The 25,284-nt window shown below is 60.7% G+C and carries 25 protein-coding genes; 10 read left to right on the forward strand and 15 right to left on the reverse strand.

Annotated features, from left to right (window positions below; translation table 11 throughout):
• The first annotated feature begins 168 nt into the window (after positions 1 to 168).
• The 5 genes from K3G63_RS17615 (at position 169) to K3G63_RS17635 (ending at position 6,163) form a co-directional block, all read left to right on the forward strand.
• Complete coding sequence (locus K3G63_RS17615) at positions 169 to 2,073, forward strand: hypothetical protein (RefSeq protein WP_220615432.1); 1,905 nt, start codon at positions 169 to 171, stop codon at positions 2,071 to 2,073.
• Positions 2,074 to 2,297: 224 nt separating this feature from the next.
• Positions 2,298 to 3,131, forward strand: coding sequence for a S1 RNA-binding domain-containing protein (locus tag K3G63_RS17620; protein WP_220615433.1), 834 nt, complete (start codon positions 2,298 to 2,300; stop codon positions 3,129 to 3,131).
• Between the two features lie 240 nt (positions 3,132 to 3,371).
• A complete protein-coding gene (locus K3G63_RS17625; protein ID WP_220615434.1) occupies positions 3,372 to 4,040 on the forward strand; it encodes an NAD-dependent epimerase/dehydratase family protein in 669 nt (222 codons plus the stop codon).
• A gap of 65 nt (positions 4,041 to 4,105) precedes the next feature.
• On the forward strand, positions 4,106 to 4,672 hold the full coding sequence (locus K3G63_RS17630; protein WP_220615435.1) for a hypothetical protein: 567 nt from the start codon (positions 4,106 to 4,108) through the stop codon (positions 4,670 to 4,672).
• A gap of 162 nt (positions 4,673 to 4,834) precedes the next feature.
• Positions 4,835 to 6,163: a T9SS type A sorting domain-containing protein gene (locus K3G63_RS17635; RefSeq protein WP_220615436.1), complete on the forward strand. Its 1,329-nt coding sequence runs from the start codon at positions 4,835 to 4,837 to the stop codon at positions 6,161 to 6,163.
• A 77-nt stretch (positions 6,164 to 6,240) separates the two neighbouring features.
• Here K3G63_RS17635 and K3G63_RS17640 read toward each other — a convergent pair whose 3' ends face one another.
• From K3G63_RS17640 to K3G63_RS17680, 9 genes are all read right to left on the reverse strand, one after another.
• Positions 6,241 to 6,519 (reverse strand): hypothetical protein, encoded by a 279-nt coding sequence (locus tag K3G63_RS17640; RefSeq protein ID WP_220615437.1) that lies wholly within the window; start codon positions 6,517 to 6,519, stop codon positions 6,241 to 6,243.
• Positions 6,520 to 6,627: 108 nt separating this feature from the next.
• Positions 6,628 to 7,608, reverse strand: a complete 981-nt coding sequence (locus K3G63_RS17645; protein ID WP_220615438.1) for a DUF4249 domain-containing protein — start codon at positions 7,606 to 7,608, stop codon at positions 6,628 to 6,630.
• Between the two features lie 46 nt (positions 7,609 to 7,654).
• Positions 7,655 to 10,057 (reverse strand): TonB-dependent receptor, encoded by a 2,403-nt coding sequence (locus K3G63_RS17650; protein ID WP_220615439.1) that lies wholly within the window; start codon positions 10,055 to 10,057, stop codon positions 7,655 to 7,657.
• A gap of 284 nt (positions 10,058 to 10,341) precedes the next feature.
• A complete protein-coding gene (locus K3G63_RS17655; protein WP_220615440.1) occupies positions 10,342 to 10,998 on the reverse strand; it encodes an OmpH family outer membrane protein in 657 nt (218 codons plus the stop codon).
• A gap of 126 nt (positions 10,999 to 11,124) precedes the next feature.
• Positions 11,125 to 12,204, reverse strand: coding sequence for a succinylglutamate desuccinylase/aspartoacylase family protein (locus tag K3G63_RS17660; RefSeq protein WP_259404545.1), 1,080 nt, complete (start codon positions 12,202 to 12,204; stop codon positions 11,125 to 11,127).
• Between the two features lie 239 nt (positions 12,205 to 12,443).
• A complete protein-coding gene (rimK, locus tag K3G63_RS17665; RefSeq protein WP_220615441.1) occupies positions 12,444 to 13,391 on the reverse strand; it encodes a 30S ribosomal protein S6--L-glutamate ligase in 948 nt (315 codons plus the stop codon).
• Positions 13,392 to 13,476: 85 nt separating this feature from the next.
• Positions 13,477 to 13,938, reverse strand: a complete 462-nt coding sequence (locus K3G63_RS17670; protein WP_220615442.1) for a RimK/LysX family protein — start codon at positions 13,936 to 13,938, stop codon at positions 13,477 to 13,479.
• A gap of 124 nt (positions 13,939 to 14,062) precedes the next feature.
• Positions 14,063 to 15,193 (reverse strand): sorbosone dehydrogenase family protein, encoded by a 1,131-nt coding sequence (locus K3G63_RS17675; protein ID WP_220615443.1) that lies wholly within the window; start codon positions 15,191 to 15,193, stop codon positions 14,063 to 14,065.
• Between the two features lie 44 nt (positions 15,194 to 15,237).
• Positions 15,238 to 15,522, reverse strand: coding sequence for a 2TM domain-containing protein (locus K3G63_RS17680; RefSeq protein WP_220615444.1), 285 nt, complete (start codon positions 15,520 to 15,522; stop codon positions 15,238 to 15,240).
• 212 nt (positions 15,523 to 15,734) lie between these two features.
• On the opposite strand from K3G63_RS17680, the gene K3G63_RS17685 reads away from it, so the two are divergent.
• Positions 15,735 to 16,319, forward strand: coding sequence for an O-acetyl-ADP-ribose deacetylase (locus tag K3G63_RS17685; RefSeq protein WP_220615445.1), 585 nt, complete (start codon positions 15,735 to 15,737; stop codon positions 16,317 to 16,319).
• 78 nt (positions 16,320 to 16,397) lie between these two features.
• The gene (locus tag K3G63_RS17690; protein ID WP_220615446.1) at positions 16,398 to 16,883 is read left to right on the forward strand and encodes a DoxX family protein; all 486 of its coding nucleotides are present in this window, start codon (positions 16,398 to 16,400) and stop codon (positions 16,881 to 16,883) included.
• A 3-nt stretch (positions 16,884 to 16,886) separates the two neighbouring features.
• Here K3G63_RS17690 and K3G63_RS17695 read toward each other — a convergent pair whose 3' ends face one another.
• Together K3G63_RS17695 and K3G63_RS17700 are read right to left on the reverse strand one after the other, a co-directional pair.
• Complete coding sequence (locus K3G63_RS17695; protein ID WP_220615447.1) at positions 16,887 to 17,681, reverse strand: alpha/beta fold hydrolase; 795 nt, start codon at positions 17,679 to 17,681, stop codon at positions 16,887 to 16,889.
• A gap of 106 nt (positions 17,682 to 17,787) precedes the next feature.
• On the reverse strand, positions 17,788 to 18,342 hold the full coding sequence (locus tag K3G63_RS17700) for a DUF502 domain-containing protein (RefSeq protein ID WP_220615448.1): 555 nt from the start codon (positions 18,340 to 18,342) through the stop codon (positions 17,788 to 17,790).
• Positions 18,343 to 18,502: 160 nt separating this feature from the next.
• Here K3G63_RS17700 and K3G63_RS17705 point away from each other — a divergent pair, with 160 nt between their 5' ends.
• Positions 18,503 to 19,444, forward strand: a complete 942-nt coding sequence (locus K3G63_RS17705; protein WP_220615449.1) for an AraC family transcriptional regulator — start codon at positions 18,503 to 18,505, stop codon at positions 19,442 to 19,444.
• A 92-nt stretch (positions 19,445 to 19,536) separates the two neighbouring features.
• Positions 19,537 to 20,289 (forward strand): SDR family NAD(P)-dependent oxidoreductase, encoded by a 753-nt coding sequence (locus tag K3G63_RS17710; protein WP_220615450.1) that lies wholly within the window; start codon positions 19,537 to 19,539, stop codon positions 20,287 to 20,289.
• A gap of 86 nt (positions 20,290 to 20,375) precedes the next feature.
• On the opposite strand, the gene K3G63_RS17715 is transcribed toward K3G63_RS17710, so the two are convergent.
• The 4 genes from K3G63_RS17715 to K3G63_RS17730 form a co-directional block, all read right to left on the reverse strand.
• The gene (locus K3G63_RS17715) at positions 20,376 to 21,260 is read right to left on the reverse strand and encodes a 4-hydroxy-3-methylbut-2-enyl diphosphate reductase (protein WP_220615451.1); all 885 of its coding nucleotides are present in this window, start codon (positions 21,258 to 21,260) and stop codon (positions 20,376 to 20,378) included.
• Between the two features lie 133 nt (positions 21,261 to 21,393).
• Positions 21,394 to 22,110 carry a (d)CMP kinase gene (gene cmk / locus K3G63_RS17720; RefSeq protein WP_220615654.1) on the reverse strand — a complete coding sequence of 239 codons (717 nt, stop codon included), beginning with the start codon at positions 22,108 to 22,110 and terminating at the stop codon, positions 21,394 to 21,396.
• A gap of 41 nt (positions 22,111 to 22,151) precedes the next feature.
• A complete protein-coding gene (locus K3G63_RS17725; RefSeq protein WP_220615452.1) occupies positions 22,152 to 22,544 on the reverse strand; it encodes a hypothetical protein in 393 nt (130 codons plus the stop codon).
• 11 nt (positions 22,545 to 22,555) lie between these two features.
• Entirely contained in the window at positions 22,556 to 22,822 is a 267-nt protein-coding gene (locus K3G63_RS17730) for a hypothetical protein (protein ID WP_220615453.1), read from the reverse strand.
• A gap of 758 nt (positions 22,823 to 23,580) precedes the next feature.
• Here K3G63_RS17730 and ade point away from each other — a divergent pair.
• Positions 23,581 to 25,236 (forward strand): adenine deaminase, encoded by a 1,656-nt coding sequence (gene ade / locus K3G63_RS17735; RefSeq protein WP_220615454.1) that lies wholly within the window; start codon positions 23,581 to 23,583, stop codon positions 25,234 to 25,236.
• The last annotated feature ends 48 nt before the right edge of the window (positions 25,237 to 25,284 follow it).

The raw sequence follows: 25,284 nt of genomic DNA on the forward strand, positions 1-25,284 counted from the left end.
GCATCATCCTTTAAGGCTAATTTTGTTAGAAATGTTCCTCAGCCATCAACTTTCCTAGGAGTGCTATCAGCCGGTTTTGCGGCCCGAATTCGGGCCCGGCTGCATTGGTCCGATAACTGCGGGAAAGGCGTTTGCGCTGTATCTTGCCAAACTTGGCGAATTGATACTATGAAGTACTTGGTGTGGATGTGGGGAGTAGTGCTGGGGGTAGCCCTGGCTACCGCTGCATTGGCCCAAACCCCGGCGTTGCCCCACCCTGATACCACGCGCCTGCCCGGTGCCCGCCCCGACTCGTTGCGCCGCCGCTTCGACCAGGAGCGTATGCTTAATAATCTCAAGGCCTACACCAAGCGCAAAACCATAGCGGGCAAGGCGGCCTCCGCCCTATTCAACTTCACGGAACGGCGCGAGGACAAGGCAGGGCTTGATGCGACCTTGCTCGACCGACAGTTTGATCGGCACAACTACAAGGTCATTCGGCAAATCAACATCCGCACGCTCGATGCATTTGGGTTCAGCATTTCCGACTCGTTGCGGACGCCCAACAATATTCTGGAGAAAGCCGGCAACACTTTTCACGTCAAGACCAGCAAGCTGCGGGTGCGGCAGGTGCTGCTGTTTCGGGAGGGCGAAGAACTGGAGCCGCAGGACTTGGCCGAGTCGGAGCGTCTGCTGCGCCAAACCTCGGAGCTGCTGGATGCCCGCGTTTTCGTGAATGAGCGCACGAGCACGGCCGACAGCGTCGACATTCAGGTAATTACCAAAGACGTGTTCAGCATTAGCGGCACCTTCCAGCTGCGCGACGTGGCGGCCGGGGTTATTGGGGTGCGCGATGTAAACTTTCTGGGGCTAGGCCACCAGTTCCGGAACCGCTACGAGTACGGCCGCCGCGACCCCGGGCCCGGCGCCCAAACCTGGCGCTACATTGGGAGCTACCAGGTGCCGTTTCGCAACTTTGTGTACGGCCAGGTTCGCTACCGCAACGAAACGCGCAACAAGGAAGCCGGCGCTACCCTTAGCCGCGACTTCTACTCCATCAATACGCGCTACGCCGGGGCTGTCAGCTACGATTTCGTAGACCGCGTCGTTTCAACTACGGGCAGTGGCACAGTCGAGGATCCGTACATTTTCAAGCCCCTGCGCTACAACGTGCAGGACGTGTGGCTGGGCCGGGCCCTGCGCCTGCGCAGCTACGATTTGGGCTACGAAAACCCGGGGCGCGCCATTGTGTCGGGCCGCATGATCCGGACCAGCTACGCTCAAAAGCCTACCTCCGACTACCTCAACGGCAATTTGCTGCTAGGTACCATTGGCTACAGCGTCCGGCGCTATTACAAGGACAAGTACCTGTTCGGCTTCGGCCGCACCGAGGATATTCCGACTGGTACGCTGCTGAGCCTAACGGCGGGCTACGAGTTTAATGAGTTGGCCAACCGCCGCTACTATGGGCTGCGCCTGGCCTATGCCGGCTACCACCCGCAACGGGGCTACCTTTACCTTAACGGCGAGTTTGGCTCCTACATCCGGGAGTACGACAACAACTGGCAACAGGGCCTTATCAGTGGGGAGCTGCTGTATTTCACCCGCTTGTATCACACGGGCAACTACCAGTGGCGGCATTTTCTGTGGCAGCGCACCAGCCTGGGGCTTAACCGCCGGCCCGGCGAGCAGCCTCTCAGCATCGACGGCGAGCATGGCCTGCGCGGGTTTCAGCCCGGGGGCCTGCTGCTGGGTACCAGCCGGGTAACCCTGAACTACGAGGCTACCTTGTTTACGCCGGTATCGTTCCTGGGCTTCCGAATGGCGGGCATTGCTTTTGCGGACGTGGCCTGGCTGAACGCACGCACCCAACAGCAGGTACTCCCCTTCTATGAGTCGCCGTACACGGGCTTCGGGCTGGGGCTGCGCTTTCGCAACGAGTACGCCGCCCTGCCTACCTTCCAGATTACGTTTGGCTTTTACCCCCGCGGCATGAGCACGCCCAACGGCATCCGCATCTTCGAAAACTCCCGGCCCTACTACGACTTCAGCGACTTTAGCTTTGGCCAGCCGGGAGTAGTGCGCTACCAATAAAAACGAAGAATAAGGAATGAAGAATTGCGGGTGGGTAGCTTCTTCGGACCTTTGCTACCTGTTTCGGCTGCGCCGGACCTCTGCCCGTAAGCCCCCTGGGGTGGTGCAGGCTCTGGCCGATACGACCTGGTAATGCGGCGTTTCCCCCCCGAAGACAGACAAAAAGATGGCTTTTTCCCTGTTATGGCCATTCTTCATTCCTCATTCTTTACTCTTCATTGCTTATGAACCTTGGTGATTTCAACGAGCTGGAAGTAGCCCGCGAGGTAGATTTCGGCCTGTACCTGACTTCCGACGACGGTGACCTGCTGCTGCCCCGCAAATACGTACCGACCGGCACGCAGATCGGCGACGTGCTGCGCGTGTTCGTGTACCGCGACTCCGAGGACCGGCTGATTGCCACCACCCTGGAGCCCTACGTCCGGGTGGGCCAGTTCGCGGCCCTCAGCGTCCGCGACGTGACGCCCACCGGTGCGTTTCTGGATTGGGGCCTGGAAAAAGACCTGCTGCTTCCCTACCGCAACCTGCGCCGCACCCTCCGGCCCGGGGAGCGGGCCACCGTGTTTGTGTACCTCGATGACACCACTGACCGGATTGTGGCCTCCGCTAAGTGGGAGTGGTTTTTAAGCGAGGAGCCCTACCCTGGCAAAGCCGGCGACACGGCTGAGCTGCTGGTGGCTGAGGAAACCGACCTGGGGTACAAGGTAATCGTCGATGGCACGCACCAGGGCCTGCTCTACCACAACGAAGTATTTAAACCCCTGCGCCTGGGCGACGTGCACACGGGCTACGTCCGGCAGGTGCGGCCCGATGGCAAGCTCGACCTCAGCCTCCAGCGCCCGGGCTACGACGAAGCCGTGGCCGCCGCCGATACACTGCTGGAGCTACTGCGCCAAGCCGGCGGCACCCTGCCCCTCGGCGACAAAAGTGAGCCCGACGACATCTACCGCCGGTTGGGTATGAGCAAGAAAGTGTTTAAAAAGGCACTAGGTTCCCTTTATAAGCAGGGCCTGGTGCACCTGGCCCCCGAGAAAACCGAGCTAATTCCCGGGAAATAAAGCCAGGCTACGCTTACCGCCCCGGTTTTGGCTTCCTGGGAAGCTAAGCCGGGGCCTATTGCGCCAGTTGAGGAATCTCGTGTTTGCTACCCCAGGAAAGCAGGCCGGGCAACTGCGGCGGGTCCGGCAGCATCTGGCCGGGAAGAGATGGGCGGCGTTTCGGTGGAAGCACACGTATCAGGTACCGCCTGATAGCCACCTCGTTCCCATCCGGTAGTTTCCTTCTTTTCCCCCGAGCATATGCAAAAAACGGCTCTTATTGCCGGTGCCAGCGGCCTGATAGGCAGCCTGCTTCTCCCCCTGCTTCTGGCCTCGGAGCGCTATAGCCGCGTAATTTCGGTAGGACGACGACCGGTGCCGCTCGTGCACCCCAAGCTGGAGCAGCGCATCCTGGATTTTGACCAACTGGAAGAGCACCGCCTGCAACTCATTGCCGATGACGTGTTCTGTTGCCTGGGTACTACCCTGCGGCAGGCCGGCTCCCGCGACGCCTTTTACCGGGTTGATTACCTATACGTAGTGAAGCTGGCGGCGCTGGCGGCGGCCAACTTTGCCGCCCAGTTGCTGGTAGTGTCGGCCCTGGGGGCCAGCCCGGCCTCCCGCTTCTACTACTCCCGTGTGAAAGGCGAGATGGAAGCAGCCGTGCGCCAAACTCCGTTTCGCGCTATCCATTTCTTCCGCCCCTCCCTGCTGCTGGGCCCGCGTGCGGAAAAACGTACCGGCGAGCAACTAGGAGCGGTGGTGCTGCGGGTGCTGGGACCCGCGCTGGTAGGCCCCCTGCGGAAATACCGGGCCACTGAGGCTGCCACCGTGGCCCAAGCCATGCTCCGGGCCGCCCACGCGGAAGCCCGTGGTGTGCAGGTGCATCTGTCCGACGCGCTTACGGCCACGCGAGCCGCCCGCCGGTAGTATTCCGGGCATTTTTGTATTTTTTCGGGAATATAACTGGCATACGTACTGTTTTCTTTTCCCGCATGAAGTGTTTGATGTTTGGCTTGGCAGCCCTGGGGCTGTTGATGACTACCGAAGGGGCGCAGGCCCAAAGCAAGAAAAAAGGCAGCGCGGGCGCGGGCTACACCACCGGTATTGGCCTGCGGGGCGGGGGCTGGTCGTCGGGCCTGACGGTAAAGCACTTTTTGAGCGGCAAGAACAACGTGGCCTTTGAAGGACTGCTCACCCGCGAGTACGCCGCCCGCGGTGGCCGCCTGACCCTGCTGCTGGAAAAGCATTTGCCCGTTTCCGACTTCAAAGGCCTACAGTTCTACTACGGCGCTGGCGCCCACGTTGGCTCTTACCGCCGCTACTACTATTACTACGATGGCCGCTACGGCCATGGCCGCGCCAAGCGCTACTACACTATTTACCGGGTGGATGAGGACCCGCGCATTGCAGCCGGCGCCGACCTGATTCTGGGCCTGGAGTACAAAATGGAGGACCTGCCTTTCGTAGTGGGGGTAGACTACAAACCTTTCTTCGAGGTATTCGACGGCTATACCGGCTTCTACAACGATGCCGCCATCAGCCTGCGTTTCGCCTTCTAAGGCTACCCTCCTTCGCCAGTACAGGCATTGTGCAAGCCCGGCTCCGCAACCAGCGGAGCCGGGCTTTTTTGCGGTTGTTTATCTAGCTATAATACAAGTCTTTGCGTACCTTTCGAATTGCTATTAACTTGTTTTTCGCTCCTATTCATCCTGCGTTTTGCCATGCTGTTTCGCTGCCTCGGGTTACTGCTAGTACTGTTGGGAAACAGCATGGCAGGTTGGAGCCAACAGGCACCAGGAGCCCGTTCTCTGGCCGGTCCCTGGCCGCGTCTGCGGGCCTCCGGGGCCCAGCGCCCCGGTAACACGCTCGTTTTTCGCCCCCGGCTGGCTATGCGCTACCGGTGGGATGTGGCCACGGCAGCTTGGGTGCTACCCCAGCGGGAAACGCTCACCTACGATGCGCAGGCGCGGGTCAGCAGCAGCATCACGGCTGACTCGGCCACGGCTTTGGCCTACCGCCGGGTGCAGTATACCTATGACGCGGCCGGCCACTTGGTGGAGGAGCTAAACCAAACGGGAAATGGCGCTCCCTGGCTGAATGAGCTCCGAACGGTGAGTGCCTACGACGCGCAGGGCGGGCTGACCGAGGAGCTTACCCAGCGCTGGAGCAACGGCAGCTGGGAAACCACGGCTGGTTTTCGCTATCAAAATACCTACAGTAGTGGTGTGCTCAGCGAGCAGGTCGTGCAGCGCTTTGCCAGCGGTAGCTTCACCAACGAAACCCGCTTTCAGTATACCCTCACCGCCGGCCGCTGGAGCGGATCAGTGGCTCAGCGCTGGGAAGCCGGGGGCTGGGTAGATGAGGAACGGGTGCTGGACCTGAACTGGCACAGTTGGGAGGCCCGCCAGCCAGCTACCTACCGGATTCAGTCGGCGCAGCCCGGCGGACACTGGGCTGATTTTCAGTGGCTTACCTTCACTTATAACGCGCCGGGCACTACCGTAAGCCTGGCCGAAACCGCCTTGCCCGGCGGGGGCTGGCAACACCTCTTCCGCTTTACCACCCTCACCGATGCGCAGGGCAACGACCTGGGCTACCGCCAGGAAGACTGGGATAACGGCAGTTGGGTGGTCAATACCGAGCTACGCTACCTGCTCCAATACGACGCAACGAACCGACTAATTCGCCAGGTTGAGCAGGAATACTCTGTTGCTGATGCCCGGTTTATAAACCGCCAGCGCACTAGCTACGGCAGTTTCCAGGATATTGCTACCGCCCAGGCGCCGGCTGAGTTGGCCGCCCGGCTAGCCCTGTACCCCGTTCCCGTAACGGGCACCGCCGAAGTAGAGCTGACAGGCCTGCCAGACGCGCTGGCCGTGCCCGTACAGGTGCGCAGCCTAACCGGCCAGCTGCTATGGGCCGCTACCGCATCTGCCCGCCAGGGCCGCCTCACTACCCGCCTCGACCTGCGGGGACTGGCGCCGGGGGTATATGTTCTACAGCTTGCCACGCCCCAGGGAGTAGTTATGCGGCGCTTCCTGCGGCAATGACCATCTGAGTAGATAGGTACCCCAAAGCCCCGCTGAACATTCAGCGGGGCTTTGGGGTACCTAAAGGACGTATTTCACTACCGCCCCCGCACCCCACGGTGCGGACGCGTATTATAATACGGACGTGGAGCCACCACTATTGGTCGGCGGGGCTCCACCACTACTACCCGGGCCGGACGAGGCCGGTAGTAGGGCCGGTACGGGCGGTAGTAGGGCCGGGGCGGGTAGCGGTAGTATGGAGCGGGCGCCGGAGCTACTACTACCGCACCCGGCGTGGTAGAGGCTACGCAACCCGTCAGGGAGGCCGAGGCGAGCAGCAGAAGAAAAAAGACGGAGAATTTCAGAAGGCTTTTCATAGGAACAGGGGCGGCCTGCTTATTAACAGGCTCCAGTTCTTTGATGCCTTTACCTGCCTCAGGTTTAACGGCTTATTTGAAGAAAAACACTTCTTCCACTCCCTGTCTTCATAGCTGAATCCGGTAGGTAGCCGCCGCCATGCCTCCAAAGACGCCGTAGCCGTTACGGATGTTGGAGTAGAGTGGAGCCGGCTCGGCAAAGGGATTGTCCTGGGTATCCTCGTAGCGCTGGCGCGACTGGTAGAACTTATAGGCATCGGCCGTGAGGTTTAGTACCATGAGTTCCAGGTAGGCCGGCACCGGCGGATTGAGTCCTCCGTACGCGCCGGAGATAACCACATCCGTGCTCAGATTGATCTGCTGGCCGTTCACGTTGCTGTCTGGGTAGGGCGCGAGGCTGTTGTAGTAGCCGTTGTAAAGCGTAGAAAGGGTGAAGGTTTCCCCTACGCTCCCGAACTCTGTGTTGTCGGTATCATCTGATAGCAGGGTGCCATAGATATTGTCCCGCGTATCGTAAACGGTACCTACCACCACGTAGTAGTCGGCGGTGGCGGCCTCATCGTGGAGCGTCAGCGTCAGGCGGCCCCGCTGCTGCCCGTAGTCGGTGGGCGCCCGACTGACATAGGTAGCCCGCGCTATCCGGGGGGGCAGAGGCATGGTCAGCTGGCTTTCCACCGCCTCAAAACCCGGCAGGCGGCCCCGCAACGTGTAGGTGTGGCCTGGCTGGCCGGCGAAGTTCATGGTGGCCTCGTAATAACCCGGCTGGCTGCTGGGCTGCGGATAGGTCTGCCCGCCCTGGTTTCGCGCCTGCCGAAACCGCTCCACCACGGTGCCCGTGGCATCCAGCAGTTCCACGGTGGCATCGGGGCGGCCCTCCAGGGGGCGGGTGTCAAACATGCGCTGGCTGTTGCTGACGTAAAGCTGATTGAACGTCAGCATACTGGCGGACTGTTGGCCAGGAGCCTCGGTACTTAGCAGGTAGCGCAGGGCAATACGGGGCGTGTGTGCCGGCTCGGGTAAGTTAACGGCAGTTTCACAGCCGCTCAGGAATGTAGCAGCGAGCAGAAGTAGCGGGAATAGCTTGGGCATATACCAGAATGGTTATCGGCCGGGAAAAGCGGGCGGCGTACCGACGCTAAAACCGGAAGGCTTTGCTAAAGGATGGAATGATGGGAAACAGGGAAATCTGCTTGTAAGTGGCCTGTTGCTCTACCGTGCCGTTCTGGTCCTGGTAGCCTCGCTGGAAGTAGAGGTAGTACGGGTTGCGCCGGCTGTAGGCGTTGTAGAGCGAGAGGCTGTTCACGACCTCGCCCCAGCGTTTCTTCTTCGTTTTGCTCAGGTCGAGGTCCAGGCGGTGATAGGCCCGCATGCGGTAGCTATTGCGCCCGCCGTAATCCTCGTACTCCTCATAGTCGCCGAGGCTAAAGCGGCCCTGCCCTAGCGTCACGGCATTACCGGTGCCGTACACCCACGTGCCGGAGAGCGTAAGTGTGGGGCTGAAGTGGTGAATGACCACCAGCGAGGCGTCGTGGCGCCGGTCGTACTTGTAGGGAAAGATGCGGCCCTGGTTCAGGTCGGGGAAGCGGCGCTTGCTCCAGGCCAGGGTGTAGCCAATCCAGCCCGTGGTGCGGCCCGATTTCTTTTGCAGGAACAGCTCGCCCCCGTAGGCCCAGCCGTCGCCACTGGTTACTTTCTCCTGCCAGTTGTTGTCGGTAGTGCCCAGAAAACTGGCGCCCTCGCGGTACTCAATCAGCTGGCGCATGGGCTTGTAGTAGCTCTCGAAGCTGAACTCGTAGTCATGGTCGTGCATGCGCAGGGTGCGGGCCGCGCCCACGCTGAATTGCTGAGCTTTTTGGGGCTTTACCTTAGCCGTGGCCGGCACCCACAAATCGGTAGGCAGGCCAATGCTGCTGTTGGTGAGCAGGTGAATGTACTGCGTGGTGCGGGCGTACGCCGCTTTCAGAGCCCACTCATCGGTGAGCAGGAAGCGCGCAGCCAGCCGTGGCTCCAGCGACGGGTACAGGGTTTTATCCACTAGAAAACCGTTCAGGCGCAGCCCCCCGTTCACCTTCAACCGCTCCGTCAGGCGGTAGTCATCCTCCAGATACAGCGAAGCCTCGCTGGCCCCGGTGCGGCTACCCGCATTCAGGCGCGAGTCGAGGTCTGAAGCGTTATCCTTCACTTGCAAGGCTCCCGGCCGGAAGGAGTGCAGAATGTACTGTCCGCCGAACCGCAGGTAGTGGTCGGCGGTAGGCGTGTAGTCCAGGTCCGATTTGAGGCTGAAGTCGCGGATGTTGGACAGGTACTTCAGGGCGAACTTGTCGGTCTGGGTGCCGCCGTTGTTGTTGGGGTAGCGACTTTCATTTTCCTCCGATACGTTGAACTGGTACTTGCTATAGGTAAGGTGGGTATTGAGAAACAGCTGGTCGGTGAGCAGGTGATTCCAGCGCAGGGCCGTGGTGAGGTTGCCCCAGCCCAGCCCGGCCTTGTTCCGGTCGTAGTTGTCGCCGTCTTCTTCGCGGTAGCGAGCGTAAAACTTATCGTAGCCGGTGTAGGCGCTCAGGTACAGCCGGTCGCGGCGGCTTACCTTCCAGTTGAGCTTGCCGTTCAGGTCATGGAAAAAGTAGCCGATGGAGCCTTTTGCCCCTTCCTGCGCCAGTGAGGCCTTAATCAGGGGCTGGGCCAGAATATCGATGTAGGTACGCCGGGCCGAGAAGATAAACGAGGCCGTATCCTTCTTGATGGGGCCTTCCAGCGTAATTTTCGAGGCAATCAGGCCAATGGCGCCCTCGCCCTGAAACTTCTGCATGTTGCCCTCCTTCATCGAAATATCCAGCACCGAGGAAAGCCTACCCCCGTAGCGGGCCGGGAAGCCACCCTTAATCAGCTCCACGTTGTTCAGCGCGTCGGCGTTGAACACGGAGAAAAAGCCGAACAGGTGGGAAGCGTTGTACACCGGCGTGCCATCAAGCAGAATCAGGTTCTGGTCGGGGGAGCCGCCGCGCACGTACAGGCCGCTGGTACCTTCGCCCCCACTCTGCACCCCGGGCAGCAGTTGCAGCACCTTCAGCACGTCCCGCTCCCCTAGCAGGGCGGGCACGGCCTTAATCTGGTTTAGCGGAATGTTCACGGTACCCATGCGGGTGCTCTGGGCAATTTTCTCTTCGCGGCTGCCCACTACCTCCACGCCCGCCAAATCGTTGGTGGCAGAGCGCAGGCGAAAGTCGTGGGTGAGGCTGCGGCTGGCAGGCATGGCCCAACGGGCTTTCTCGTAGCCTAGGTAGCTTACCAGCAGCCGCACGGAGTCGGCAGCCGCTGCGGGCAGGGTCAGAGAGTAGAATCCGTACGTATTGGTGGCGGTGCCCTGACCTGTGCCCGGACTAACCACGGCCACGCCAATGAGATTTTCGCCCGTGGCCGCGTCGCGCACGTAGCCGCTGATGGTTACGCGGGAAGTAACCGGAGCCTGCTGGGCCACTACTGCCGGGGCAGACAGAGTAGCGCCGCCCAGCACTAGCGAGCAGAATAATCGGCTCATACAGAGAGGTATAAATTATGTATAGGAAAAGATTTACGCGTAGTAATAGGGGTCTGTCAACAGTACCCTAGTAGGTAGCAGCAGTAGCAGAGTCACGAAAAAGCTGACTCGGCGCCATAGTAATTTTCAATGCTACTTCCTGCCTCTAAGCTAGCAACAAAAACCCCTGCTTCCGCCCAGGGCAGCAGGGGTTTTCCAGCGTAGTATAGAATGAATTTCGAACCGGGCTGAGAACAACCGCGTGACGGTCTGCTGCTGGGCTACCAGTGCCGCGCAGCTGGACTTTATTTCTTGCCGCCGCGGTACTCGTCGTTGAGGTGCTTGAGCACGGGCGTGGTAATGTCAAGGTCCTTGCGGCCGTAGGCAATGGTGCCGCTGGGGGCGGCAATGAGGATGAGCCGGTAGCCGTTTTGCTTGCCGTACACCTCCACCTGCTTGTTGATGCGTTCGAGCACCTGCTGGGTCATCTTGGCTTCTTCCTCTTGGGCCTGGCGCTGCAGCTTTTCCTGCTCCTGAGCTACCTGCACCTGGCGGCTCTGCAGCTGCTGCTCGGTGGAAGCGCGCTGCTCGGGGCTCAGGCCGGCGGCCTGCTGCTGGTACTTCTGCACGGCGCTCTGGAAGCCTTTTACCAAGGTTTGGTTCTGAGCTTCCCAGCGGCGGGCCTTGGCTTCAAAGTTCTTGCGGGCGTCCTTCATGCCCTGATAGCCATCCAGCAGCTTGCCCGATTCGACGTAGGCTACCTTATCGGTGTCGGCTACGGCTACTAGGTCTGCAGGCTCGTCGGTAATGGTAGCCGTGCTGGCCGAATCAGGGGTAGAAACAGCGGTAGCTACCGGCTTTTTAGTGACGGCCGCCGGTTTGCTGGCGAAGTGCAGGTAGAACAATACGGCCACCGCCACGGCCAATACCGCGTTGATGATGAGCTGGAGAGAGTTTTTCATTCAGAAAACGGGAAAAGACGAAGCGCCGCAGTCGGGCGTGCCAAAAGTACGGGAAAGTTGCGCAGGTGCCCAGCCGGAGTTGGGCAAGGCCGCGTTCTGCCTTGCCCGGTAAACCTGAGCGAAACCTTATTTTTCCGGAGCCTCGCCGGCTTCCTCGTCCTCCTCCGTTTCGATGTCTTGGGGCTTGGCGGGCTTTTCCTCAAAGGGCACGCCCAAATCGGAGCGGCTAGGGGCCGAGTCCGTGCGGCCCACGTGCACCAGCGCGTCGCCCTGGTTAACGACAGGCATGTGGTTGAGTCCGATGATGTAGCCGGCCACCGGCGACTCCAGCCGCACCGACGTTTCGCCGTAAGGGTCAGCCACCGCCCCAAATACCTGCCCCTTCTCGATGTACTGGCCCAGGTGCACAAGGCTGTGAAATAGCCCGGCGTATTTGGCCCGCAGCCACGTGGAGCGCAGGCACACCACCGAGGGCCGGGCCGGCGGGGCGGCTTCCGCTACCATGCCCAGGTGCTGCAATACCCGGAACGTGCCGGCAATGCCCAGGTCGATGCCGGGCTCGTCCAGCCGCAGCGACTCACCGGTTTCGTAGACGATAATACGGCGGCCCTGCTGCATGGCCGTTTCGCGCAGGGAGCCGGGCCGCAGGCCGGCGTGTAGCGTGAACGGGGCAGCAAAGGCCTCGGCCAGCGCATCCGTTTCGGCGTCCTGGTGCAGCAGGCAGCGAATCTGGGAGATATTGGCCCGGGCCGCCCCGCCCGTGTGGAAGTCAATGCCGTAATCAATCAGAGGCATGATTTCGCGCATGAAGCGGGCGGCCACGCGGCTGGCCAGGGAGCCGCGCGGGTTGCCGGGAAACGAGCGGTTCACGTCTTTGCCGTCGGGCACCTCGCGCGAGAAGTTCAGAAAGCCGTAGATGTTGAGAATGGGAATGGCCAGAATGGTACCCCGCAACGGTTGCAGCAACTGCCGCCGGATCAGGCGCCGGATGGTTTCAATGCCGTTCACCTCGTCGCCGTGCAAGCCTGCCATAAGCAGCACCGTCGGGCCGGGCTCCAGGGCCCGGAACACGTGCACCGGAATGTCGATAACCGTGCCGGAGGGGAGCCGCGAAATCACCAGCCGCGTCAGCACCTGCTCACCGGGCTTAATAACGAGGCCATTCAAACACAAATCAGAGGAGCTACCGGCAGATTCCAGGGTCAAGGCTATACAGAGCGTCAGGGCAAGGAGCTTCCCCACCAGATAGAAACCACAGCCAGCGCAGCTTGCACCCCAGCCGGCCGAACGAATGTCAATTATCGTTCCAAGGCTGACTTTATGCAAGTTGGGCTACGCTTGCCTGCGCCGCTACGGCTGCCAGCTTGCCTTTCCACCCAGATAAAAACCAGCGACCCGCCTGCAAGACAGACAGGCCGCTGGAAAGTCAGGAGCAGACCCAGAGGCTATTCTTCGGGCTGAGCGTCGGGCAGAGGTTTCGGCTCGGCAGGGGTAGTAGCCGGCTTTATGCGCTTTTTCTTGTGCGCCAGCTGTTCGGTGTACTCAATGATTTTGCCGGCAATATCGAGTCCGGTGGCCTTTTCAATGCCCTCCAGACCCGGCGACGAATTTACTTCCAGCACCAGCGGGCCACGCTTGCTTTGCAGCATATCCACGCCGGCAATACCCAGCCCCAGAGCTTTGGTGGCCAACAGGGCAGCGGCCTTTTCGGCCCGGCTTAGCTTCACGAGGGTGCCGGAGCCGCCGCGGTGCAGGTTGGAGCGAAACTCGCCCTCCTTGCCCTGCCGCTTCATGGCCCCTACCACCTCTCCGTTCACTACAAAAGCCCGCAGGTCGGCGCCCTTGCTTTCCGCAATGAACTCCTGCACAATGATGCGGGCCTTGAGGTTGTGAAAGGCCTCAATCACCGACTGCGCCGCCTTGGCCGACTCAGCCAGCACCACTCCCAGGCCCTGGGTGCCTTCCAGCAGCTTGATGATGACGGGCGCCCCGCCTACCTGCTGAATCATGGCCGGTACGTCGTCGGAGTAGTTGGTAAAGGCGGTTTTGGGCATGCCCACCCCGGCCCGGCTCAGGATTTGCATGGAGCGGAGCTTGTCGCGGCTGCGCACAATGGCCTGGCTTTCCACGGCTGTGCGCACCTTCATCATCTCAAACTGCCGCACCACGGCGCAGCCGTAGAACGTCACGGAAGCCCCAATACGGGGAATAATGGCGTCGAAGCCTTCTAGCTTCTGGCCTTCGTATACAATACCGGGCTGGCCTTTTTCCAGCACCAGGTTGCAATGCAAATGGTCGAGCACCACCGCTTCGTGGCCGCGCTGCTCGGCAGCTTCCACGAGGCGAGTAGTAGAGTATAGCTTCGGCTCACGCGATAGAATCGCCAGTTTCATCAGGATGCGGGTGGTACGTGTGAGAGGGGATAGGAGCAGAAGCGCGGGGCAAAGATAGGTGGCCCAACCGGCAAGCCGGGCAGTATTACCGGGCGGTAGGCTGATTTTTATAGGATAGGTTACGCCGGGCCACATCCACAACCAACCGCGCCTGACGCAATAATACCCGTCCTATTAATACGGGATATTTCATGTCGGAGCGGTCGGAAAGCGAAAATTCGGTAGCAAAGTCCTGCCCGAATAGCCGGATGGTCGCCCGAATGACATAGCGTTCCTGCACCTCGCCGTTGGAGCTTTTGATGTCGCGCAGCGTGAACTCATCAAACTGCATAGGCGAGCCATCGAAGTTAGGATGTGAGGGATCCAGCAGCTGCACATGCAGGCGTTGGCGTCCGCTCCCATCCGTCTCCACGTGAATATTGGAGCAGTGGATGGCGCCGGTGTAAGCACCGGTATCCACCTTGGCTTCCACGCCCCAGAGGTGAAACTCCGGAAAATCCACCAGTTCCCGCCGCCCTACCGTCCGCTTCGGTCCGCGCTGTTTCATATCAAGGGTGAAGTTGTGAACTTGAGAAAGGGTGAGTTGGTCGTTGTTCGCTCTACCAGCGCAATATGCGCCATAAAGCCATTCGAACATCCACTCCCCCTTTCTCAAGCGCATAATTTACCCCCTAGCCCTTGTAGCTGATGCGGTAGACGGCGTCGTTCTGGTCGTCGGAAACGAGCAGGGAGCCGTCGGGCAGATTAAGCAGGCAGACGGGACGGCCCCAGGGAGTCTGGCCCTGCAGCCAGCCACTGGCGAAGGTTTCGTAGCTGCGGGCCTGCTTACCGGTGGCGTCGAGGCGCACGAGGCTGATGCGGTAGCCGATTTTACTGCTGCGGTTCCAGGAGCCGTGCTCAGGGATAAAAATCTGGTTGCGGTACTGGGCCGGGAACTGCTTGCCGGTGTAGAACTTCATGCCCAGGGCCGCCACGTGCGGGCCCAGCTTACGAGCTGGCTTCACGTAGGTATCGGCGGACTTGCCTTTGCCAAACTCGGGGTCGGCAATATCACCAGCGAAAAAATAGGGAAAGCCGAAGTGCTGGCCGGGGCCGGCGGCGCGGTTCAGTTCATCGGAGGGCAGATTATCCCCGAGCTGGTCGCGGCCGTTGTCCGTGAACCACAGGGCTTTGTCCTGGGGGCTCCAGTCGAAACCCACAGTGTTGCGCACGCCGTAGGCGAAGGTTTCCAGCCCTGAACCATCGGGGTTCATGCGGTTGATGGTGGCATAGATGGGCTCCTCGGGCAGGCAGGTATTGCACGGGGCCCCCACGGGCACGTAGAGCTTACCATCAGGCCCGAAGGCGATATAGCGGTAGCCGTGCCACTCCTTGGTGGGGAGCTTGCCGTACACCACCACTGGCTTGGGCTGCTGCTTAAGCCGGGCGGCAATGTTGTCGTAGCGAATAATGCGGTTGATTTCGCCCACGTAGAGGGCGCCGTTACGCACGGCTACCCCGTTGGGCGCGTTCAGGCCAGTGGCTACGGTTACTACCTCATCGGCGCGGCCATCCTTGTTGCGGTCGGGCAGAGCATACACTTTGTCGTCCTTAGTGCCCACGTACACGGTGCCATCGGGGCCCACGGCCAGTTCGCGGGCGCTTTTCACGCCCTTGGCGAAGTAGCTGATGGTGAAGCCGGCCGGCAGCTTGATTTTGCTCAGGTTGGCATCGGGCGCCGGGGCCGGAGCGGGTTTAGTGGTAGAGGATGCCAGAGCCAGCGGAACCAGCGCGAGCAGCGGAAGGAAGTAGCGCGTTTTCATACTGCCACAAACCCCTACCTCCGCCGGAAGGTTGCAGCCGCGGCCTATACCCGGTCGGCGCGCTGGCGCACCAGCCGCTCGTACTCCCGCTCCGAAAGGTTGCCGCGGCTCAGGTTGCCGTAGGTGGCAAAGCCCTGAATAGCTACTCCCACGCCCCAGAACACGGTTGACCAGATGGGCCAGGGCAGCGGCAGGCCGGGCCGGCCTGTCAGCAGCCAAATCGTCCAGAGCAGAATATTGACGGCCACGTAGGTGAATAGGTGGGATTTAAACTTGGCGCGTTCTTTCGCCATCCGCCAGAGTTGAGGGTCGCGCTGAGAAGTTTCCATGATCTAGAGAAGGGGTTCGGGTTGTTGGATGCTCAAACGTAGGCAGTCTATCAATATACACAAATCTATATTTACTCAACCGGATATTTTGCCGGGCTGAACCGTCGAAAATCAGTCTTGAACCGTGAAGGCTGTTCTTCCTGCCAGCGGAAGCTCCGCCGCAACAGCCGCTCCTGCGCGGCCGTTACCTTCCCCGTACCCAACTCGCCTATATGCCCTCCTCCGCCCCTCCCCTTGCCTGGCGCACCGATGCCCAGCATTTCGGCCGCATCCTGCTCTACCGCGGCGACATCACCCGCCTCGATACCGACGCCATTGTGAATGCCGCCAACTCCAGCTTGTTGGGCGGGGGCGGCGTAGACGGGGCCATTCATCGCGCCGGCGGCCCCGAGATTCTGGAGGCCTGCCGCAAGCTACGCGCTAGCCACTACGGCAGCGGGCTGGCTACGGGCCAAGCAGTAGTTACCACCGGGGGCCGGCTCCCGGCCCGGCACGTTATTCACACCGTCGGGCCCGTCTGGAACGGCGGCCACAAGCACGAGCCGGAGCTGCTAGCCGACTGCTACCGCAATAGCCTGGGGCTAGCCACTGAGCATGCGTTGGGCAGCGTGGCGTTTCCCGGCATCAGCACCGGCATTTACGGCTACCCCAAGGAGCAGGCCGCAGCCATTGCCATTCGGGAGGTGCAGGCGTTTCTGCAAGCGCACGAGCAGCCGCGGGAAGTGGTATTCGTGGCTTTTAGCGAAGAGGACTACCAACTCTACGAGCAGCAGCTCCTGCGGGCTTACGGCAGGTAGTTGGCTAGCAAGCAGGTAGACCAGGAATGTTGTATATTTCATACAAACCGTTCTTCCCACCCCTAGTCCTGAACTCCCATGGAACTGTCCCACCGCTTCCCGGCACCCCCCCCTCGCACCCAGGCCCCACCCCGCCGAAACAGAACCAGCGCCGGTAACCCGGTGTGGCTGGATGGGCTGCGTATTCTGCTGGGCCTGTTTCTGCTTATCAAAGGCCTTTCCTTTCTTGATAACTCCTCCGACGTATTCTACCTGCTTAGCCAGCAACAAAGCGTGGCTGACCTAAGGAAAGCATCCCTGTTCATCAGTTTTTTCCACATTATGGGCGGGGCCCTGATTATGGCCGGGTCCCTGACCCGACTGGCGCTTTTGCTTCAGATTCCGATTCTGCTCGGAGCAGTGCTGCTGGTGAATTTCCGCAACGGCCTGGCGCTGGACAACACCGAACGGTGGGTTTCGGCGGTGGTGCTGGTGCTGTGCCTGCTGTTCATGGTTGTCGGCCCCGGCCGCTACTCCGTTGATAACAAAATTTTCCGCGACCAGTCGCGGCGTGACGTGGCATAAGGGCTAGAGTAGCCGCAACTCGGGATGGCGGCGCAGGTAGGCGGCCACATCATAAAGCAGGCCGGCGTGCCCGGCTTCAAGCAGCACGGTGCGAGCGTTGTGCAAGGAGCCGATAAACTGCTGCAAGCCCGCGCGCGGAATTACCCGGTCGTGGCGGCCGAGAAAAAATGTGACCGGCGTAGGTCGGCCGTTGAGGATAGCGGCCAGCCTTTTCAACTCGAAGGTGAGCTGACGAAAGCCCAGCCAGCTGCGGTACACGCGCAGGCGTTTTTCGCGGCTATCCAGCTGCCACTGCGCAAACCGGATGAGGTTGCCATCAATGAGGCGGCGCTGGTGCAGTGTATCCAGGAAGCGCAGCAGGCGCTGAGGGCGCAGCACCGCCCGGCCCAGCACCCCGCGCATCCAGGGCGGATAGGTGGCCAGAGCGTACCAGAATTGGCGCTGCAATCCATCGGGGGCAATAAGCCACACCTGCTCCACAGCCACCGGAAACTGCTCCACCGCCGTCAGGGCAAACTTGGCGCCCATGCTGAAAGCCAGCAGGCTAAATGTTTCGATGCCCTGCGCCCGCAAAAACTCTTCCAGCAGCTCTCCGAGGCGTTTTTTGCTCAACGGAGCGTCGGGCTTGGCCAGCCTGCTGCGGCCGTGGTAGAACAGGTCAAAGGCGTAGACCGTTACCTCCGGCCCCAGAGTGCCGATTAAAGTGCGCCAGTGCCCTTCGCTTTGCCCGTACCCGTGGAAAGCCAGCACTACCCGTGGCCCGGCGCCGTACTTCTGAAAGTGCAGGTGCGTTTTCATTAGGATGGGTGGTAAGAGGGTACCCTTGTAAACCAGCGAGCCGGGGTGCAGAGCCGCGCCAACTGCAACTCAACCGCATCTTTTGCAGCGTTTCACACCCTCACGACTAGCTCAGCCGCGATACGCCGCCCGAGACAATGAACTTCATAACCTCGCTGCTGGGAAGGTCGAGGTAGGTAATGTTCTGGATGGGCACCAGCACCAGTTCGCCCGAGAAGTTGTAGGAGTGTGGAAAATACACGGCCAGCAGGTCGTCGCGGTGGATGGCGGCCATAGTAGGCTGGGTTACGAAGCCCATTTTGAATGTTTGCTCGGTGGCGCTCAGGCGTACCAGCACGGGCCGGTTAAATTTCTGGTTGTCGCCCACAAAGGCATCGAATAAATCCTTGAGGCTGGAATAGATGATGCTCACCAACGGCGTGCGGTGCAGCAGCCGCTCAGTGATAATCAGGAAGGGCCGCACCAGGAATGACTTAGCTACGAACCCTACCCCCGTTATCAGCACCACAGCCACCACCAGGCCCAGCCCCGGCACATCGAAGCTCAGCCCGGCAAACAGGTCGTCGAGCCAGTGCAGCAGCGCGTACAGAATGTAGATGGTAAGCCCGATGGGCGCTACAATGAGGAATCCGCTGAGGAAGTAATTGATGAAACGACGCATGAACACGGGGTTGGAGCGGCTGGTATAACGGCCGCCCTGCGGCGCAAGATACCTGCACCCGCCAAAACCCAAAAGCCAAGCCCCGTACTGCCTCAACGCCCGTAGCAGTTATGCGGGCAAGTGGTTTGTTGTAACTTTGATTTTCACAACGCACGCCACCATGAAAGCTGCTCCCCTGGCCGAGTTCTACCACGACGTAACTGCCTGCACCGGGGCCGAGCTGAGCACGCTGCTTCCCGATGGCATTCAGCAGGACGTGGGGCATTTTAACGTGTTTGAGGTGGGCCTGCCAGGGCAGCCCATGCGCGAAACGCCCAGCGCGCCTTACGCCTGCCGGTCGTTCTACAAAATCAGTCTGCTTCGGGGCCGCAACCGCATTGACTACCCGGGTAGCAGCCTCGACCTGGCCCAAAATGCCCTGATTTTTTCCACGCCCAACGTGCCGCACTACTGGCTGCCGTACGATGCCGGGCAAACGGGCTTGTTCTGCGTGTTCACCACCGAGTTTCTGCGGCCGGCCAACAGCGGGGTGGTGCTGGACGAGCTGCCGCTGTTCAAAGCCGCAGGCTACCCGGCCTTTGAGCTTTCTGGCGAGCAGGAAGCTCGGGCTACCGCCATTTTTCGGCGGATGCAGGAGGAAATGGCTTCTGACTACATCTACAAATACGACTTGCTGCGAACCTACGTGCTGGAGCTGCTGCACTTGGGCCAGAAGCTCCAGCCGACTACTGCCCTGCACCCGGCCCACAGCGCCGCGGCCCGGCTTACGTCGCTGTTCATTGAGCTGCTGGAGCGGCAGTTTCCCCTGGAGGCGCCCCAGCAGCGGCTCCGCCTGCGCACGGCCACCGACTATGCCGACCACCTGGCCGTGCACGTCAACCACCTCAACAAAGTGCTCAAGGAAACTACCGGCCGCACCACCACCGAGCTGGTAGGAACCCGTATTGCCCAGGAAGCCAAAGCCCTGTTGCGGCAAACCACCTGGACGCTGGCCGAAATTGCCGACTCCCTGGGCTTCGCCGATGTGGCTCACTTCTCCAACTTCTTCAAGCGCCAGCTGGGCGTGGCGCCCGGCGCTTTCCGGCTGCAGACCAGGGTTTGATTTTTACATAAAACGGATTGGCATCCACAAAATGTCCGTAGGTAGTCTAGCAGACCTTTGTCGGGTTCTTACAACCCGTCAATTTTCATCTCATGACGACCTCCAAAATAGCCCTGGTAACGGGCGGTAGCCGCGGCATCGGCAAAGAAATTGCCCTCCAGCTGGCTCAGAAGGGCATCGACGTAGTGCTCACCTACCACCGCCAGCAGACCGAAGCCGCCACCGTGGTAGCGGCCATCGAAGCTCTGGGCCGCAAAGCCGTAGCCCTGCAACTCAACACCGCCAACGTGCGCAGCTTCGACGCCTTCTTTGCCCAACTGCCCGGCGTGCTACAGGCGTCCTTCGGCGCCAGCCGCTTCGATTTCCTCATCAACAATGCTGGTACCGGCCTGCAAGCCCCCTTCGCCGAAACCACCGAGGCGCAGTTCGACGAGATGCTGAACATTCACCTTAAGGGCGTGTATTTCCTGACGCAGAAAGCGTTGCCGTTGCTCCGCGATGGGGGTCGCATCATTAATATGTCGTCGGCTACCACGCGTATTTCCTACCCCGGCGCCTCGGCGTACGGTGTGATGAAGGGCGCGGTGGATGTATTCACGCGCTACCTGGCCGTGGAACTGGGCGCGCGGGGCATCACCGCCAACGTAGTAGCCCCGGGCGCCATTTTTGGCGGCGGCGCCATGACGGATACGCCGGAAATGCGCGCCTTCGCGGCCCAAATCTCGGCCCTGGGCCGGGTGGGCCTCCCCGACGACGTGGGCGGGGTCGTAGCCTTTCTCTGCACGGAGGAAGCCAAGTGGCTCAACGGCCAGCGGCTGGAGTTAACCGGCGGCGTGAGCCTGTAAGTCAGTAAGGCAGCTTGCTCTAGCAAAAACACCAGCCCCGGCGCAGCTAGCTGCGCCGGGGCTGGTGTTTTTGCTAGAGCAAGCTGCTACACTACGTGCTCGGCCACTTCCTCAATCCGTTCCTTCACCCGCTGCATCAGCCACATGGGCGTGCTGGTGGCCCCACAGATGCCCACCGACTCGGCACCGTGAAACCATTCCTCGTCCAGCTCCTGCTCGTTTTCCACGAAGTAGCTGCGCGGGTTGGTTTTGTTGACAACGGAAAACAAGGCCTTACCATTGGAGCTTTTGCGCCCGCTCACGAACACAATCACGTCGTGCTGGAGGGCAAACTTGGCCAGGGCCGGCTCGCGGTTGCTTACCTGCCGACAGATACTGTCGTTGGCGTCGAAAGCTTCCAGTGAGCCACCGGCGGCTTGAATGCGCTCCTCTATCACGGCCTTCATGTGGTAGAAGCCGGCCGTGCTCTTAGTGGTTTGGCTGAACAGGGTCACGGGCCGGGAGAAATCTACCTGATCCAGGTCTTGCTCGGTCATTACAATCAGGGCCTGGTTGCGCGTCTGGCCCGTGAGGCCAATCACCTCGGCGTGGCCGGGCTGCCCATAAATAACTACCTGCCCGTTCTGGCGGGTAGTCGCATCGAAGGCGTGCTTAACGCGGTTCTGAAGCTTGAGTACCACCGGGCAGGAGGCATCAATCAACTCAATGTTGTTGCGCAAAGCCAGCTCATAGGTTTCTGGCGGCTCACCATGGGCCCGGATGAGCACCTTGGCATTGTACAGTTCCTGGAGCTGGTCCCGGTCGATGATGCGCAGGCCCAGCGCGTGCAGGCGCTCTACCTCCATGCGGTTATGCACAATGTCGCCGAGGCAATACAGCGTTTCCTGCTGCCCCAGCTCATCCTCGGCCATTTGAATGGCAAACTCAACGCCGAAGCAATAGCCGGAATTTTTATCGATGGTGACGTTCATGGGCTCTTTCATTTGACTACCGGGCTTCCCCAGAGAAGTCAGGCAGCCGGGGCAAGACCCGCCCGGGGCAGGTCAGATAGCTACTTTCTCTACAACAATTCTGCCGCACTTTTGCTCCGGGCAGGACTGGGTCTTATTTCTGCTCGTTGCCCTGCCAGCCAGCTGCCGCCAAGGAAAACAGAGAAGCCGACACGCGTTCCAGCACGAAGTCAACCTGTTCGTCAATCATCATGTGGGTAGTGTCCAGCAGCACGGCGTCGGCGGCGCGGCGCAGGGGGCTTTCGGTACGGGTGGAGTCAAGGTGGTCGCGCTTGCGCAGGTTTTCCACAATGTCTTCCACGGGCACGTGCTCCTCCTTCAGGGCCAGCTCCTCCTGGCGGCGTAGGGCCCGGGTCAGCACGTCGGCGGTCATAAAGATCTTTACCTCGGCGTCGGGGAAAACGGTAGTGCCAATGTCGCGGCCGTCCATTACTACCCCGCGCTTGCGGCCCATCCGCTGCTGCTGGCGCACCATGGCGTGGCGCACGGCCGGAATCCCTGATACCTCGCTGACGAGGTTGGAAATGCGCATCTGCCGGATTTCATCCTCCCGGATCACCCCATCGAGGCAGAGCTCGTTGCGGCCGGTTTTGCGGTTGCGCTTGAAGGCAATGTGCATCTCGTGCAGGGCCTGCTCCACGCGGGGCAAATCTTCGAAGCTGATGCCGTGCTCCAGTAAATACAGGGTCACGGCCCGGTACATGGCCCCGGTATCGATGTAGGCGTAGCCCAGCTCGGCGGCCACAGCCTTGGCCGTGGTGCTTTTGCCACAGGAAGAATAGCCGTCGATGGCAATGACGATTTTTCGCATGGCGTGGTCGGTGCTGGGCTCAGGCTGACGGAAGGGACTCACTACATCCAGGATTTACGGCCCGGCTTAGCGGCCAGGCGCTGGGGTACATCCGCGAAAAACGCTGCCACCGACTGGCTCAGGCCCTTGGTCAGCTGCTCGCTTACGCGGTAGAATGGGTTAAAAAAGGCTGTTTGGTTGATGCCCACGCCGGTAGTACCATCGGGGCCCTGGGCCCAGGTGCCGCCGTAGGTTTCTACCAGGCACTGGCCCAGAAAGCAGCCCAGCGCCGTGATAACGCCCTGCCGGTCGGTTTCTTTGATGGTGGGGCGCTGCGCCTCAATAAACTCGGCCAGGCGCCCAACGGCGGAAGCATCAAAGGCATTGACCTGGAGCTGATGGCGTACCGCTTCGGCAGCAGTCAGTAGGGAAGCAAGCGGGTTGGTTTCGGGCATATAGAACAAGGTTACTGGCCGTTGGTAACGGATGCGGTAGGCGTGCCCTGCATTTTCTGGCGGACGTAGGACTCAAACAGGGGCTGCGCCATATCGGGGCCCAGCTCATCTTGCTGAAGCTGGCGCGCTAGCACCGGGTCGTCGCCGACTATGGTGAGCATTTCCTGCTGAAATTTCTTGCGCCCCGTCGACAGTAGGAGGTCTGGGTGCCCGGGAACTCCTACTATCATTCGTTCACGCATACCGCCACCAAACAGGGCGGGCCAGGAGTACGCCATCAATCGGTAGCCTCCTCTACAGTACACTTGCTTGACGAATAAGGCTTTCAACGGCTGCGTATTTTGCGGAAGCACTACCTCATGGGCTACGCAGAGCGTATCACGGGCTACCACAAACCGCTGCACTTCGGTAGCGTGATACGCAGTAGTTTCTTTACTCCTTTTTGCCACTGGCCGCACCAGTAACTGGCTGGGCTTCGCTAGCAAACGGCCTGGCCGCCACTGCCCATCGGCTAGTTGATAGCTTCCCTCCTGATAGGCAGGCTGGCTTGCATAGCTGTAGTGCATCGGTAAACCACCGGGTTGCCCAGGCATTGGGGGAGGTGCCATGCGGGGAGGCGCATAACTTGGCATCTGGGCCTGGGCCGATGCTGCACGCAGAACGAGCAGTACCACCAGCAATGCGCCATACACGAAGGGGGCTTTCACGAAGTTGGCAGATGAATAACAGGATGAGGTGGCCGGAATGCAGTCAGCTGCTTACCGGAGAATGCACTAAGAATCACCGGCCACTAGTGACTTTCACAGGGACAGGGCAGTTTACCGAATTTGGCTTTTCGCTTGATGGAAGCCGTTTTTTTCTGCTGCGGAGTGCGGCTGCTGGCGCAGCCGGTAGTTAGCAGGCCCGAGCCGCCAAGCAGGGCTGCCAGTAACAAAGTCACAATCTTTCTCACGGCGCGGATTTTCGGCAAATATACGGTTCTTTACCCGTTGCCCGCCCCGGGGCTCCACAATTCCCTACCCCTTCCGCTGCGCCTATGCCTGCCGATTTTCAGTTGCTCGCCAACGTCATCAACCTGTTTCAGAACACGATAATGCCCGCTACCCTGCACGTAGCCGGGGGCCGCATCCAGCGCATTACGCCTACCGGGGCTACCTCCCCCGACCCGGCCTTGCCTTACGCTCTGCCTGGCTTCGTGGATGCGCATGTACACGTGGAAAGCTCCCTGCTCGTACCCTCAGAGTTTGCCCGCCTGGCGGTGGTCCACGGCACGGTGGCCACCGTTTCAGACCCCCACGAAATTGGCAACGTGCTGGGCGTGGCCGGGGTAGAGTATATGCTGAAAAGCGGCCGGCAGGTGCCGTTCAAATTTTGCTTCGGAGCCCCTTCTTGTGTGCCGGCTACCCCCTTCGAAACGGCCGGGGCCGAAATAACCGCGGCCGATATTGAGCGGTTGTTCCGGGAGCATCCGGAAATCGGGTACCTGGCTGAAATGATGAACTGGCCCGGCGTGCTGCACCGCGACGAGCTGGTGATGGAAAAAATCCGGCTGGCCCAGCGCTATGGCCGCCCCGTGGACGGGCACGCCCCTGGCCTGCGCGGCCCGGATGCCCAGCACTACGCCGCGGCCGGCATCAGCACCGACCACGAGTGTTTTACGGCCGAGGAAGCCCTGGACAAACTGGCCGCGGGCATGAAGATTCTGATTCGGGAAGGCTCGGCGGCCCGCAACTTCGAGGCTCTTATCGACCTGCTGCCCGAGCACTACGAGCAGATGATGTTCTGCTCCGACGACAAGCACCCCGACACGCTCGTGCTGGGCCACATCAACCAACTGGTGCAGCGCGCCGTGGCCCGCGGCCAGGATGTGCTGAAAGTGCTACGCGTAGCCTGCCGTAACCCCGTAGAACATTACAAGCTGCCTGTAGGCTTGCTTCGCGAAGGCGACCCGGCCGACTTTATCGTGGTAAATAACCTCACCGACTTTACGGTTCAGCAAACCTACCTCCGCGGGGAGCTGGTAGCCGAAAGCGGACAGACGCTGATTCCGGCCGTACCCGTGGAGGTAGTAAACAACTTCAACACCGCCCCCGTGCGGCCCGAAGATTTCCAGTTGCCGGCCCCGCAGCCGACGGCAACCGTGCGAGTAATTGAGTGCTTCGATGGGCAGCTTATCACGGCCCGCCACGACGTGCCCGCCCGCGTGGAAGGCGGCCTAATTCTGCCCGACCTGACCCGCGACGTACTCAAGCTCACGGTAGTGAACCGCTACCACGCCGCCCCGCCCGCGGTGGCCTTTATCCAGGGCTTTGGGCTGCAGCGCGGAGCCCTGGCCAGCAGCGTCGGCCACGACTCGCACAACATCACCGCCGTCGGCTGCGACGACGAGAGCCTGGCCCGGGCCGTAAACCTGGTGATTGAAGCCCGCGGGGGTCTAGCGGCCGTATCGCCGGACGGGCAGGAAATAGTGCTTCCCTTACCTGTGGCAGGGCTGATGTCAGACCAGGAAGGCTACCGCGTGGCGGAGGCTTATACCGCCGTTGATGCCTTGGCCAAACAGCTTGGCTCCCCACTGCAAGCGCCCTTCATGACCCTATCCTTTATGGCCTTGCTGGTGATTCCCAGCCTGAAACTGAGCGACAAAGGCTTGTTCGATGGCGAGGCGTTTCGGTTTGTAGAGGCCGTAGTATAATGCCCTGGCTGTTCTAGCTAGCCCAAGCAAAAAGCCCCGGACTATGAT

Origin of the sequence: Hymenobacter sp. HSC-4F20 (assembly GCF_019599275.1) — a bacterium.
Classification (GTDB): Bacteria; Bacteroidota; Bacteroidia; order Cytophagales; family Hymenobacteraceae; genus Hymenobacter.